At 44.5% G+C, this 14,888-nt stretch carries 13 protein-coding genes; all 13 read left to right on the top strand.

The features are described 5' to 3' along the window. Positions 1-10 precede the first annotated feature (10 nt). The 13 genes from atpE to G588_RS0100285 all read left to right on the top strand — a co-directional run bounded on the left by atpE (position 11) and on the right by G588_RS0100285 (position 14,814). Positions 11-232, top strand: a complete 222-nt coding sequence (atpE, locus tag G588_RS0100345) for an ATP synthase F0 subunit C (protein ID WP_022776764.1) — start codon at positions 11-13, stop codon at positions 230-232. A 27-nt stretch (positions 233-259) separates the two neighbouring features. Next, positions 260-751, top strand: a complete 492-nt coding sequence (locus G588_RS0100340) for an ATP synthase F0 subunit B (RefSeq protein WP_026668481.1) — start codon at positions 260-262, stop codon at positions 749-751. Continuing rightward, the gene (gene atpA, locus G588_RS0100335) at positions 744-2,504 is read left to right on the top strand and encodes a F0F1 ATP synthase subunit alpha (protein WP_035787571.1); all 1,761 of its coding nucleotides are present in this window, start codon (positions 744-746) and stop codon (positions 2,502-2,504) included. Before G588_RS0100340 ends, atpA begins: the two co-directional genes overlap by 8 nt. Next, complete coding sequence (gene atpG, locus G588_RS0100330) at positions 2,504-3,478, top strand: ATP synthase F1 subunit gamma (RefSeq protein ID WP_022776763.1); 975 nt, start codon at positions 2,504-2,506, stop codon at positions 3,476-3,478. The genes atpA and atpG overlap by 1 nt, the downstream gene beginning before the upstream one ends. After that, a complete protein-coding gene (gene atpD, locus G588_RS0100325; RefSeq protein WP_022776762.1) occupies positions 3,475-4,866 on the top strand; it encodes a F0F1 ATP synthase subunit beta in 1,392 nt (463 codons plus the stop codon). The genes atpG and atpD overlap by 4 nt, the downstream gene beginning before the upstream one ends. 3 nt (positions 4,867-4,869) lie before the next feature. Further along, the gene (gene atpC / locus G588_RS0100320) at positions 4,870-5,298 is read left to right on the top strand and encodes an ATP synthase F1 subunit epsilon (RefSeq protein ID WP_022776761.1); all 429 of its coding nucleotides are present in this window, start codon (positions 4,870-4,872) and stop codon (positions 5,296-5,298) included. Positions 5,299-5,335: 37 nt separating this feature from the next. Then, complete coding sequence (locus G588_RS0100315; RefSeq protein WP_196804916.1) at positions 5,336-5,839, top strand: hypothetical protein; 504 nt, start codon at positions 5,336-5,338, stop codon at positions 5,837-5,839. A gap of 35 nt (positions 5,840-5,874) precedes the next feature. Beyond that, positions 5,875-6,909 carry an acyltransferase family protein gene (locus tag G588_RS0100310; protein ID WP_196804915.1) on the top strand — a complete coding sequence of 345 codons (1,035 nt, stop codon included), beginning with the start codon at positions 5,875-5,877 and terminating at the stop codon, positions 6,907-6,909. 71 nt (positions 6,910-6,980) lie between these two features. Next, entirely contained in the window at positions 6,981-9,524 is a 2,544-nt protein-coding gene (locus G588_RS0100305) for a homocysteine S-methyltransferase family protein (RefSeq protein ID WP_022776758.1), read from the top strand. A gap of 31 nt (positions 9,525-9,555) precedes the next feature. Further along, entirely contained in the window at positions 9,556-11,184 is a 1,629-nt protein-coding gene (gene ilvB, locus G588_RS0100300; protein WP_022776757.1) for a biosynthetic-type acetolactate synthase large subunit, read from the top strand. A gap of 22 nt (positions 11,185-11,206) precedes the next feature. Then, the gene (gene ilvN, locus G588_RS0100295) at positions 11,207-11,689 is read left to right on the top strand and encodes an acetolactate synthase small subunit (RefSeq protein ID WP_022776756.1); all 483 of its coding nucleotides are present in this window, start codon (positions 11,207-11,209) and stop codon (positions 11,687-11,689) included. 21 nt (positions 11,690-11,710) lie between these two features. Next, positions 11,711-13,453, top strand: coding sequence for a DUF4153 domain-containing protein (locus G588_RS0100290; RefSeq protein ID WP_022776755.1), 1,743 nt, complete (start codon positions 11,711-11,713; stop codon positions 13,451-13,453). 143 nt (positions 13,454-13,596) lie between these two features. Continuing rightward, entirely contained in the window at positions 13,597-14,814 is a 1,218-nt protein-coding gene (locus tag G588_RS0100285) for an iron-containing alcohol dehydrogenase (protein WP_022776754.1), read from the top strand. Positions 14,815-14,888 lie beyond the last annotated feature (74 nt).

The following is a 14,888-nucleotide window of genomic DNA, read 5'->3' as shown; positions in this document are numbered from 1 at the left end:
GATATAAAAAATGAGTTTAACAGCGATCGGAGCAGCAATTGCTGCATTTACAGGTTTGGGAGCAGGTCTTGGTATCGGTATAGCAACTGCCAAGGCAACTGATGCTGTTGCAAGACAGCCCGAAGCAGACGGCAAGATCATGAAGCTGCTTCTTCTTGGTTGTGCTCTTGCAGAGGCTACAGCTATTTATGGTTTCGTAGTAGCTATCATGATCATTCTGTTTCTTGGATGATAAAACTATTAGACAAAGGGGAAAGCCGTGTTAAGCGTTAATCTTTGGAATGTATTATGGACAGTAATCAATTTACTCATACTTTATTTTCTGATCAAGAAGTTCCTCTTCAAAAGAGTCGATGAGGTTCTTGAGAAGAGACAGCTTGAGATCGAAGAGGCCTCCAAGGAAGCGGATATGATGATCGAGGAAGCCAAGAAGACCAAGGCTGAGTATCTTCAGAGAATCGAGCTTGCAGATGAGGAGAAGGAACAGATCCTTGCTGATATCAAGAAGCAGGGCTATGACGAGTATGAGCGTATAGTTAATGATGCCAGGAGGAAGGGCGAGCAGATTGTTACCGAGGCTAAGCACAATGCAGAAGTAGAGAACGAGAGAGTCAAGGAAGTATATGCAGCTCAGCTGGCAGATATGGTTGTGGAAGCAGCATCCAAGATCGCTGCAACCAAGCATAGCACCGAGAACGACAGAGAACTCTATGACAAATTTATAAGTGAAGCAGGGGCTAAAAATGAGTAAGAATCTTAAGGCAACACTGAGATATGCTGCCACTGCTCCCAGCCCTGAACAGGTTGAGAAGATCAAGTCTGTTCTCAGCGGCAAATTTGATGTGGACAGTAGTGACATCGAGCTGGAGTTTCAGGAAGATTCTTCCATCGGTGGCGGCTTTATTGTTTCATGCGGTAATTACGAATATGACTGGAGCGATGCCGGAAGAGCCAAGCAGCTTCGCTCAGAACTGATAAATGTCCGCCGTAGCAGCGGAGATTCAGACCCGGCCAGAATCATGTCCTTGTTCAGGAGCAAGGTTGATGATTTTGATCTTTCAGTGGGCGACAGAGAAGTGGGCTTCGTTGAATGGGTCGGTGACGGAATCGCCAATATTACGGGAATAGAGCATGCTTTTTACGGTGAGATCATCGAATTTGAAGATGGCACCAGAGGTATGGCTCAGGATATTAGAGAGGACCATATCGGCTGTATCCTTTTTGGTAATGATACAGGCATCAGACAGGGCACCAGAGCTGTCAGAACCTACAAGGAAGCAGGTATCCCCGTGGGTGAGGCTTTTATCGGAAGAGTGGTTGATGCCCTTGGCACACCTCTTGACGGCCTTGGAGATATCAAGGAGTCCGGCTACAGTGCTGTTGAGAAGAAGGCTCCGGGAATCATAGAGAGACAGTCTGTTAATGAGCCTTTGCAGACAGGTATCCTTTCCATAGATACCATGTTCCCTATCGGAAGAGGACAGAGAGAGCTTATTATTGGCGACAGACAGACCGGTAAGACCTCTATAGCACTGGATACCATCATTAACCAGAAAGGCAAGGATGTTATCTGTATTTATGTTGCCATTGGACAGAAGGCTTCTACAGTAGCCAAGATTATTCAGACACTGAAGAAAACAGGGGCAATGGATTATACGATAATTGTCAGCTCAACTGCAGCAGACACTGCACCTCTTCAGTATATTGCGCCTTATTCGGGAACAGCCATGGCAGAGTATTTCATGAGTCAGGGCAAGGCTGTTCTGATAGTATATGACGATCTTTCCAAGCATGCGGTTGCCTATAGAGCAATTTCGCTTCTTTTGGAGAGACCTCCGGGGAGAGAAGCTTATCCGGGAGATGTATTCTATCTGCACTCAAGACTTCTTGAGAGATCCAGCAAGCTCTCATCTGAACTTGGAGGCGGTTCCATTACGGCCCTTCCTATAATTGAGACTCAGGCGGGAGATGTATCTTCCTACATCCCCACTAATGTAATCTCTATTACAGATGGACAGATTTTCCTTGAGAGTGATCTGTTCTTTGAAGGTATGAGACCTGCGGTTAACGTAGGATTATCCGTATCCCGAGTTGGAAGCGCAGCTCAGACCAAGGCAATGAAGAAGGCTGCCGGCAGCATCAGAGTTGATCTTGCTCAGTACAGGGAAATGGCTGTGTTTACACAGTTTAGTTCAGATCTTGATGAGACCACCAAGAATCAGCTTAGACACGGCAATGTTCTTATGGAGCTTTTGAAACAGCCGTTGGAGCATCCGCTTGCGATGCATGAGCAGGTCATCATTCTTGTGGCAGTAGGTTCCGGAAGACTTGACAGTGTGCCGGTTCCTAAGGTCAGAGATCTTAAGGACAGGCTTCTTAACTTCTTCAACACAGAGCACGGCGATATTTGCAGTGAGCTTGAGAAGAGCGGACAGATGTCTGACCAGCTTAAGAGACGTATTCTTGAAGCTGTTGATATGTTTATGGAAGATGAGACAGAGTAATGGCAACTATCAAGGAAATAAGGGATCGTATTAATTCAGTTAACGATACCCGTAAAATTACAAATGCGATGTACCTTATATCCTCAACAAAGCTCCGGAAGGCTAGAAGGATGCTCACTGATACGGAACCCTTCTTTTTCTCGACCATAGCCATGATCAAGAGGGTGGTAAGCAATCTTCCCGATGGGGTTGATAATATTTTTCTGGAGACAAGGCTTGATATTCCGGAGAAGGACAGGAGAAAGGGCTACATCATCTTTACAGACGACAAGGGTCTGGCGGGAGCATACAATCACAATGTATTAAACCTTGCCGAAGAGCATATCAGGAACGACGGAGATAATTGGAAACTCTTCGTCATCGGAGAAGTGGGCCGTTTTCACTTTATTTCAAGAGATATGCCCATAGAGGAATCCTTTATGTTTACCTCTCAGAATCCTACTCTTCACAGGGCCAGGAAGATTGCTGCTGAGATATTGGATTACTATTATTCAAGAAAAATAGATGAATTCTATGTCATCTATACAACCGTTCATGGAACGGTATGTGAGACCAGATATGAGAAGCTTCTTCCTCTTGATATCATCACGGATATCAGAAAACAGCCCCTTGCACCGGGCGCGATTCTTGATGAATTCCTGATGGAACCAAGCCCTTCAGCTATTTTGGATAATATTGTTCCCAACTATGTAACGGGATTTATTTACGGAGCGCTGGTTGAGTCTTTCTGCAGCGTCCAGAGTTCACGAATGATGGCTATGGACGCAGCCAACAAGAACGCAGAGAAGATGATATCCGGCCTGCAGAGGACCTACAACAGACAGAGACAGGCTATGATAACCCAGGAGATTACTGAGGTTGTCAGTGGCGCCAAGGCACTTAAACGTGCCAAGGTGCAGAAGGCTGTGAAGAATGATCAGATCCTGCGGGAAGGCGACGCAAAATACATTGATGAAACGAGGGCACATATTTGAAAAACGGAAAAATCATTCAGGTCATGGGACCTGTAGTAGACGTAAAATTTGATGACAGTGATCTTCCATACATAAGTGATGCCCTGGAAGTGTATGTTCAAGGCAACAAGCGTGTTATGGAGGTGTCCCAGCATATAGGAAGTGATGTGGTTCGCTGCATCATGTTGTCTCCCAGTGAGGGACTTTCCAAGGATATGGAAGTCATTGCCACAGGTGGTTCGATAACTGTTCCTGTAGGCGAAGAAGTACTGGGAAGACTTTTTAACGTACTTGGAGAGACTATTGATTCCAAGGGTGAATGCAAGACTCAGGAGAAGTGGACTATTCACAGAGAGCCTCCGAGGCTGGTTGACCAGAGCCCTGTAGTTGAGGTTCTGGAGACCGGAATCAAAGTTATCGATCTTCTTGCTCCCTATGCAAAGGGCGGTAAGATAGGACTTTTTGGCGGCGCAGGCGTAGGTAAGACGGTACTTATTCAGGAGCTTATTCAGAATATTGCCACAGAGCACGGCGGATATTCTATTTTTACCGGAGTAGGTGAGCGTTCAAGAGAGGGTAACGATCTGTGGTCAGAGATGACAGAGTCAGGAGTTATCAGCAAGACTGCTCTTGTTTTCGGTCAGATGAACGAGCCACCCGGGGCACGTATGAGAGTTGCCGAGACCGGACTTACCATGGCTGAGTATTTCAGAGATGTTAAGCATCAGGACGTTCTTTTGTTTATTGACAATATTTTCAGATTTGTTCAGGCAGGATCTGAGGTTTCTGCTCTTCTTGGAAGAATGCCTTCCGCCGTTGGTTATCAGCCTACACTGGCAACAGATCTTGGTATGCTTCAGGAGAGAATCACCTCTACAAGATTTGGCTCCGTAACTTCCGTACAGGCTGTATACGTTCCTGCGGACGATCTTACGGACCCTGCGCCTGCTACGACTTTTGCTCATCTTGATGCAACCACTGTTTTATCAAGAAAGATTGTTGAGCAGGGTATTTACCCGGCGGTTGACCCTCTTGAGTCCTCCAGCCGTATCCTTGAAGCAGATATCGTAGGCAAAGAGCATTACGAGACAGCCACCAAGGTTCAGGAGATTCTTCAGAAATATAAGGAGCTTCAGGATATCATCGCAATCCTTGGTATGGAAGAACTCTCTGACGAGGATAAGCTTACAGTTCACAGAGCAAGAAAGATACAGAGATTTTTATCACAGCCCTTCCATGTGGCAGAGCAGTTCACGGGACTTAAGGGCAAATATGTTCCTCTTTCCGAGACCATCAAGGGCTTCAGGGCCATTATTGCAGGAGAGATGGACAGGTATCCCGAGTCGGCATTCTTCAACGTCGGAACCATTGATGACGTTATTGAGAAAGCCAAACAGATCGAGGCGTAATCTATGAGTGATGTTAAGGCCCCAACCTTCGGGCTTAAGGTTATATCGGTTAACGGAATATTCTTTGATGATGAAGCTGAGGAGATCATCGTTCCCTGTGAGGACGGAGAACTCGCGGTTCTTGCCAATCACGAGGAGATGATCCTTGCCATCAGCGATGGAGTCATCAAGATCAAGAAAAAGGGCGGCGAGTGGATCTATGGTGTAGTGAGCCTTGGATCACTTCAGTGCACCACGGATAACAAATGTACTATTATCGTCAACACCGTGGAGAAGCCTGAAGATATTGATAAGAGAAGAGCTCAGGAGGCCTACGAGTTTGCCATGGAGCATCTTCAGCAGAAGCAGTCCATCAAGGAATTCAAGAAGTCCCAGGCAGGTCTTGCAAGAGCCCTGACCAGACTTAAGGCTGCGTCGAAGTATTCAGATTGATTTGAGGAGTAAGGTGAATAAATTGTTGTTTAATTCAGTGAAGAGATATTCGGTACTGGTTGTAACAGTACTTCTTATGTGCATGCTGTTTGGCTGCGGCAAGAAAGATTCCAAAGAACTTACCGCATACAAAGAGGACATGACCACATTCTATAACAAGCTTTCCTATTATAATTCGGAGATTAATACCATTGATCCGGAGGCTGAGGATGCACCTGCTCAGCTTCTTTTAATTATGGATCAGATGAACGAGGCATATAAGATCATGGCTGCCACAGATGTTCCTGAGGAATTTGATTCAATTTCCGAGATCTCCAAAGAGGCTGCAGATTATATGCAGAGTGCCAATGAATATTATCATCTTGCCTATGACGGTGAGTTCAGCGAGGAGAACGAGGACCTGGCAAGGCAGTATTATGAGAGAGCCAACAGTCGTGTGCAGGTAATGCTGCAGGTTCTTCATGGCGAGATCCCGGAGGGCGACAATGTTATCGTTACCACTCAGGAGGCAGGGCAGTTCTCAACAATTGGAGATGATTAAGATATAGTATGAATCAGAATAAGTTTTTATATACCATGAAATTAATAGCATGCCTTGCGGTAATTACGATCCATGTAAGGTTTCCTGATCCTTTCGGACAGTATGTAAAGGCTATTGCGAGATTTGCGGTGCCATTTTTCTTTGCTGTGTCCGGAAGGTATCTTTTATCCGGAGTCTATACAACAGGAGGGATAAGAAGCAGGGCTTTTCGTTCACTTAAAAAGACGATTGGAATCACAGTCATAGTCTATACAGTCTATCTTTTATATTCAGTTTTATATCATGTTCTTGTGGGAGCTAAGTTGTCTGAGGTGTTTGCCGGCAGATTCAATCCCGGCTCTATCAAGCGATTCCTTATATTCAATACCGGAACAGTGATCTACGATGATAGTTATGTATTTGATCATATGTGGTATCTGTTTGCCTGGATCTATGTACTGGTAGTGATCATAGCAGCGGCACCTGTTCTTAGGAAATGTTACAAGCCGGTTATGGCTGTTTTGCTTCTTGCGCTGCATATTTTTACTTGGATGCAGGATTTTAAGATTGTGAGAGTTTTTGGCATTACTCTTACTACCCCATATGTGCTACGAAGCTGGTTTTTTACCGGTATTCCCTACGTACTTCTGGGAGTGCTGTGGGGAGATATTGTAGAAGGACTTAAAAAGGACAAGACAACAGAAGACTATAACAGGATAGTTAATCTGTGGAAGATTCCGGGCATATGCTTTTTGTCCACGGGTATTTTGTCCAGTTGCTTCGAGACTTTTATCATCGGGGAAAAGGAAATATTCATTGGTTCGTTTTTTATTGTGATGGGAATACTTCTTTTGTCGGAGTCGCTTTCTGAAAAAGGTGGTCTTTTATCTGAGATGGGAAGAGAAGCATCTTCCTACATATATTTTTACCATGTTTTGATCTTGGCAATCCTTAATCTTGGAGTAATCAGGGGAGTGTTTCCTCCTGTTCCGGGAATTGTTAAGCCGGTAGTATTGATGATATTGTCCATAATAATCTTCTATGGACTTCCCAAATTATATCGTAGCGTAATTAATGTGAAAAAAGGTTAATTATACAGTCTGTAAATTAATCTTTTTTTCTTATATATTAGAATGCAGTATGTTTTGCAGAGGAAATAGGTATGAACAGACAGGAATTTCTTGATTATTGTAATAAAAGAGTAGTATTTTTGGACGGAGCTACGGGGACGAACCTAATGAAGGCGGGAATGCCTGCAGGTGTATGCCCTGAAGCCTGGATCCTTGAACATAAAGATGTGATGCGTGATCTTCAGAAGGCTTATGTTGAGGCCGGCACGAATATTCTCTATGCCCCTACATTTACCGGAAATAGGATCAAGCTTGCGGACTATGGTCTTGGGGACAAAATTGAAGAGATTAACACAGAGCTTGTTAACCTCGCTAAGGAAGCGGCAGGAGAAAAAGCGCTTGTTGCGGGAGACCTTACCATGACAGGCAGACAGTTAAGGCCTATAGGCGACCTTGATTTCGAAGAACTTATTTCCGTATACAAGGAGCAGATTCAGATCCTTGAAAAAGCGGGCTGCGACCTGCTTGTGGTTGAAACAATGATGAGCCTTCAGGAGTGCAGAGCGGCTCTGATCGCAGCCAAGGAGGTATCTGACCTTGCTGTAATGGTTACTCTTACCTTTGAAGGTGATGGCAGAACACTCTATGGATCAGATGCGGCGGCAAGTGCAATAACACTTGAGGCACTGGGGGCGTGCGCCATTGGTGCTAACTGTTCAACAGGTCCTGACAAGATGGAAGAGATCATCAGGAATATGGCTGCTGTTACCACTGTTCCAATAATAGCCAAGCCCAATGCCGGACTTCCTTCCGTTAATCCTGACGGAACCACCGGCTATGACATGGAAGCTGATACTTTTGCTGCAGAGATGAGAAGACTTATTAACGCAGGCGCATCTGTAATAGGTGGATGCTGCGGCACAACTCCCGAATACATCAAGGGGCTTAAGGCTGAGTACGGAGCTCTTGATCCTGCGGAAATAAGAGATAATGAGGGCAATCCTATTCCCAGAAGGATGGTGGGGAGAAGATATTTATCTTCTGAGAGAAGAAGCCTTTCCTTTGGAATGAATGATCCTTTTATGATCGTGGGAGAGAGAATCAACCCCACTGGCAAGAAGAAACTTCAGGCCCAGCTTCGTGAAGGCAATCTTGACATGGTCTGCGATTTTGCAGCCAGTCAGGAGAGTGAAGGAGCATCAATACTTGATATTAACGTAGGCATGAGCGGAATTGATGAGAAGGAAATGATGCTCAAGGTAATGGAAGAGGTTATGTCCATCACTGATCTGCCCCTGTGTATAGATACCAGTTCAGCAGAGGTTATGGAGGCCGCTCTTCGTATTTACCCCGGACGAGCACTTATGAATTCCATTTCGCTGGAGAAAGGTAAGGCTGAGACCTTCCTTCCTCTTGCCCAAAAATACGGCGCGATGTTTATTCTTTTACCACTTAATCCCGACGGACTTCCCAAGGATGCAGCGGAGAAAATAGGTAACATCGAAGAGCTCTCCGGGATGGCCTATGACCTTGGAATGTGCAGAGAGGATATTGTGGTTGACGGTCTCGTCGCCACTGTTGGTGCGGAACCTTCTGCAGCCATCAATACACTTGATACCATAGATTATTGTTACGATAACGGATTTGCCACTATCTGCGGACTCTCCAACATATCCTTCGGACTTCCGGAGAGAATGAGTGTTAATACAGCGTTCCTTACCATGGCTATAGACAGAGGTCTTACCATGGCCATAGCCAATCCTTCCCAGGAACTGTTGGGGAATGCAGCCTTTGCTTCCGACCTTCTTAAGAGAAAAGAAGGAGCTGACATCAGATACATCGAGAGAATGCAGCTTGTTGCAGAGAGAAATGCCCAGAAGGAAGCTGCTCTCAAGGCGCTTCAGGTAAAGGCTGGCAAGGACAGTACCTGGACAGGAGCCAGCCTTTCTACATCAGACAGTACCAAATCATCAGAAGCAACCGGTGCTGCAACTGAGAATGATACTCTCGCAGTTATTAAAAAAGATGTTCTCACCGGTAATAAGAGAACGATCGTCAGAGATACAGAGAACGCTGTTAACAGCGGAATAGAGCCTAAGGTAATCCTTAATGACGTGCTGATGCCGGCCATTAACGAAGTAGGAGAGCTATTTGATAAGGGCAAATACTTCCTGCCACAGCTGATCTCAGGCGCAGAAGCAATGAAGATGTCCATAGGATATCTTGAACCTCTTCTTCAGAAGGATTCCGAAGGAGCACCCAAGCTCCCTACGGTTGTAATAGCAACGGTACACGGTGACATTCATGATATTGGTAAGAACCTTGTCGCTCTGATGCTTAAGAACTACGGCTTTAACGTAATTGATCTTGGCAAGGATGTTCCAAAGGAAGAAATCGTCAAGGCAGCAAAAGAGCACGACGCCAGCATTATCGCTCTGTCAGCGCTTATGACCACCACAATGAAGGAGATGAAAAATGTGGTGGAATATGCACATGAGAACAAAGTTAATGCTAAAATAGTAATAGGTGGTGCTGTTGTAACCAGAGATTATGCAATGGAAATCGGCGCTGACGGCTATTCATCCGACGCTGCAGATGCCGTAAGAGTGATAAAAAGTATTTTGAATATTGACTAAAATATAGAGCTTGCCAATACGGAGGATTTTTATGATAGGTGCAGAGGCTATTGTAAGATGTCTTGAAAAAGAGAAAACTGAAGTAATCTTCGGATATTCGGGAGTTGCCATTGATCCCTTCTGGAATCAGATGATAAACAGCAATATCAAGAGAGTTTTGGTTAGGACTGAGCAGAACGCTGCGCATCTTGCCAGCGGTTTTGCACGAATCAGCGGCAAGGTGGGCGTGTGCGCCGTAACTTCAGGCCCCGGTGCCACAAACCTTATAACCGGCATTGCAACAGCCTATGCGGACAGTATTCCTCTTGTTGCAATAACAGGACAGGTTAACAGCGACATGATTGGAAGTGATGTGTTCCAGGAGGCTGATATTACCGGTGCTGTAGAGTCTTTTGTTAAATACAGCTATCTTATAAGGGATGTCAATGATATTCCCAGAATCATCAAGGAGGCTTTTTACATTGCAGGAACCGGCAGAAAGGGGCCTGTACTTATTGATATTCCTTTCGATGTGCAGAACGCAGAGCTTACTGAGAAATTCAGCTATCCCGAGTCTATCTCCATGCGTAGCTACAAGCCCACAGTCAAGGGCAATATAGTTCAGATCAAAAAGGTTATCAAGGAAGTTGAAAATGCCAAACGCCCCATTATCTGCGTAGGAGGCGGCGTTCATTTAAGCCAGGCCACAGAAGAGATCAGAAAATTTGCAGAACTCAATCATGTTCCCGTAGTATCCACAATGATGGGAATCGGAGTAATGCCCTCTGAGCATCCTCTTTACTTCGGCATGGTGGGTAATAACGGTCAGCCCTATGCCAACAGGGCAATGAATGAATCGGATCTTCTGCTTATGGTTGGAGCCAGAGTTGCGGACAGGGCAGTGAACAGACCTGATCTTATAACAGAGAACAAGGTAATGGTTCACATAGATGTAGATCCCGCCGAGATTGGTAAAAATGTAGGACCCACAATTCCTCTTGTAGGAGATATCAAGCATATATTCCAGGATTTCCTTGAGCAGGACGATCACGCCGATGATCATGACGACTGGCTGGAACTGTTAAATGGCTACAAGAAGGAAATGGCTTCCTGCAGGATTCCAAGACAGGGTGATTATGTGGAACCCAAGGACTTTATCACAAGACTGTCCAATGCTATGGAAGATGATGCCATCTATGTTGCAGATGTAGGCCAGAATCAGATGTGGTCCTGTGCTTACCACCTTGTGAGAAACGGAAGATTCTTAACCTCAGGCGGAATGGGAACCATGGGCTATTCAATTCCCGCAGCAATGGGAGCCAAGCTGGCAGATAAGAAGAAACAGGTCGTTGCGGTTACCGGAGACGGAGCCTTCCAGATGTCCATGATGGAGCTTGCCACCATGAGACAGTATGGTATCAACATCAAGATAATCGTTATGAAGAACGGCTTCCTTGGAATGGTAAGAGAGCATCAGCATTATGCATATGATGACAATTATTCCATGGTAGAACTCAAGGGCGATCCTGATCTGGCACTTATAGCTGCCGCCTATGGAATGGGCTATATGAAGGTTAACGGCAACAGTGATATAGACGCAGAGCTTAAGGAGTTCTTTAAGGATGACGAGTCCTGCCTTATGGAAGTTAGAGTAGACCCTTTGGAACTTGTAAAATTCTGACATATCCGAAAGAGGAATGAGTATGAAGAGAATATATTCCGTTCTTGTAGAAAACAGAGCCGGTGTACTTTCCAAGGTAGCAGGTCTTTTCTCAAGAAGAAATTTCAATATTGATTCACTGGTTGTAGGTGAGACTGCGGATCACAGCGTATCCTGCATGACGATTGTTTCCTCCGGTGATGAGAGGACCATTGAGCAGATCGAGAAGCAGCTCAACAAAAAGATTGATGTCATCAAGGTCAAGACCTTCAAGGAGAGCATGAGTATCAACAGAGAGCTTATGCTTATGAAGGTTAAGTATAATAAGGAGAACCGACGTGATATCATGGAGAACTGCGAGATCATGCATGCTCAGATCGTGGACATGTCCAAGAACATGATGATCATCCAGATCTGCGATACCTCCGACCGCATTGAGCTTTTTATCGAGATGCTAAAGAGTGTAAGTATTGTTGAGATTGCCCGCACCGGAACGGTGGCTCTCACAAAATGTAAAGAACAGTAATAAAGGGGATTTGAAAAAAGTATGTTGTGGTTAAATAAAGTAAAAGGAAGCGCCAAGGAAGTTCTCAAAGAGCATCCTGTTTCTGTTTGTTGTTTTTTTCTTGCTGCATTGTCTTATGGAATTCTTGATGAATTCTTTAGTCTCAGTATCTATTTTGGTAATGTCATAGCAAATTTTGCCAAGTTTTTATCCATATTATTATTTGTTATCACACCGGCTTTTTTGGTATGCGAGTGCAATTTTGCATATAAAAAGAGCATAGGTAAGATCTCATCCCTTAAGGAGATCAACAAGTCTTTTGTTTATATTATTGTCAGTCTGATCGGGCTTGCCATTTCCGGAATCTACGGTTGGATGGAGGTATATTTATCTGCTTATGATAAGACACTTCTCGGGTATTTTCCCGATTACTTTGAACGTGTATTCTATGTCTATCTGGCTGTATGCGGTGTCAGTTCCTTTTTCTTTATGTACAAAAAGTCAGGGGAAGAATTTGAGAATTACCTGGTAAAAGCATTTCTCGGTACGATGAAAGCTTCTCTTGTTTATGGAGTCATGCTGCTTGGAATGCTGTGCATGATTTGGGTGTTTGAAGCTTTGTTTTTTAGAATTTATGTTGAGAGTTTTCTGGGGTGGCTGATCACCGGGACTATTGCGTATCCCGCTTATATTATCGGCTTTTCCAGGTTTGAGGAGGATCTGTCCAAGTTTTCTAAAGTCTTTTTCGGATATGTGCTCACATCCCTTTTAGCGGTGGCATTTGTTATAGTTTATGCTTATATAGTTAAGATAATTGTCACATGGACGTTTCCCTCCAATCAGGTATATTCCATTATGGCTGCTCTTTTTGGCTGTGGACTGTTTATCTGGACGGCGGCTCAGGGCTTTACCGAAGGAAGACTTTATACGGCTCTAAGGGTCTTTCCATTTTTGTTTATACCTTTCATAGTGGTTCAGATCATGTGCATCAGTATGAGAGTATCACAGTACGGAATGACCATGAGCAGGTATCTGGGCATAATGCTTATCGTGTTCGAAGTATTATATGAGATTTATTATGCAGTATGTTTTTGTAGGAAAAAGGGGCTTGGAGGAGTTCTGTTTCCTGTGGTGCTTATCTTTGTTTTGGTCTTTTATCTTGTACCGGCGATTAATGTTTACTCTGTGGTTACAAGATCTCAGAAAAAGGTGCTGGAACAGTTTATGACGCAGGTAAATTCCGGCGGGGCTGTGACCAAGGAAATTGCCAACAGGGCCAAGTCTTCATACAATACGATCAAAGATGACTGCAGCGTAGAAGGTCAAAGGTATCTTGATAAGTATTATCGGACCTATAATTCGGATAAGATAATGGAAGCATTATCGGACTATGCAGATAAGTCCGGTTATGAAGCAGAAAACCAGCGTTATATTGATATTTGTGCAAAATATTATAGAGACATATATGATACTGAAGGGTACGCCCACTTTTCGAATATTCACACAAGGGTGTATGAAGATATCGTTCCGAACAAAATTCCGCTTGAATCTTCTGCCTATGAACCGGTTCGCTTTGGTTATATAGACCTGTCCGATAAGATATCCCGGCTTGAGGAACTGGGCAAGATGGATGCGGATTCCGACGATCTTGCTGAGCTTGTTAAGGAGCCAATACAGCTTGAAAACGGTGTTTTATACATTGATAGTTTGACTATTCGCTATAACAGCAGCGATGACAGTGACATTGAACACGTCTATGTTGACGGACATTACTTATTCAACTGATTTCTGCTACGGATTTTTCAGTAAATATCCGAATTATTGTCTGAATATTTTCAGAATTTAATAGATTAAAAAGCCTTCTGACTGTATAATTGATATTGGGTTACTAATTATTCAATAAATTATATTTAAGGAGGTTTTTCTTTATGGCACGTTTTACACTACCAAGGGATATTTATCACGGAAAAGGAGCTCTTGAAGCCTTGAAGACTCTTGAGGGAAAGAAAGCCATCGTATGTGTTGGCGGAAGCTCCATGAAAAAAGGTGGATTCCTTCAGAAGGTAGAAGACTACCTTAAGGAAGCGGGTATGGAAGTTGAGTTGTTTGAGGGAATCGAGCCTGATCCTTCAGTTGAGACTGTTATGAAGGGCGCTGAGGCCATGCAGAAGTTCCAGCCTGACTGGATTGTTGCAATCGGCGGAGGATCACCCATCGATGCAGCCAAGGCTATGTGGATCAAGTACGAGTATCCTGAGACCACATTTGAGGATATGTGCAAGGTATTCGGACTTCCCAAGCTTCGTACCAAGGCTCATTTCTGCGCTATTCCTTCTACTTCGGGAACAGCTACCGAGGTTACAGCTTTCTCAATCATCACAGACTATGCAAAGGGAATCAAATATCCTATAGCTGATTTCGAGATCACTCCCGATGTGGCTATCGTAGACCCTGAGCTCACACATACAATGCCAGTCAAGCTGGTTGCCCATACCGGTATGGATGCCATCACACATGCCATTGAGGCTTATGTTTCAACAGCTAACTGTGATTACACAGATGGTCTTGCAATTCACGCAATCGAGATGATCCAGGCTAATCTGGTTAAATCCTATAAGGGAGACCTGGAGTCAAGAGACTTGATGCACAACGCACAGTGCCTTGCAGGAATGGCCTTCTCCAACGCACTCCTTGGAATCGTTCATTCAATGGCTCACAAGACAGGTGCTGCTTTTGCTGATAAGGGTGCACATATCATCCACGGCGCAGCTAACGCTATGTACCTTCCTAAGGTTATCGCCTTCAATGCCAAGGACGAGACAGCCAAGAAGCGCTACGGTGTAATCGCTGATTACATGCATCTTGGCGGATCAAACGACGACGAGAAGGTTAAGCTTCTTATCGAGTATCTCCGCAAGATGAATGATGACCTGAATATTCCTCACAGCATCAACAAGTACGGTGCAGACGGACTTCCTGCAGAGACAGGCTTCGTTGCTGAGGATGTATTCCTTGAGAGACTCCATGATATCGCAGCCAATGCTATTCTTGACGCCTGCACAGGATCCAATCCTCGTCAGCCCAGCCAGGAAGAGATGGAGAAGCTCCTTAAGTGCTGCTACTACGATACAGAGGTTGATTTCTGATCGTTTTGATTTAGGTTTAATGATTATAGGACCCGTCAGTTTCAGGACTGGCGGGTCTTTCTTCTAAAAGAGGT

This window comes from Butyrivibrio sp. AE3009 (assembly GCF_000420845.1).
Lineage (GTDB): Bacteria > Bacillota > Clostridia > Lachnospirales > Lachnospiraceae > Butyrivibrio.
Note: the sequence above shows the minus strand (reverse complement) of the source record. Positions and strands in the feature narration are given on the sequence as shown.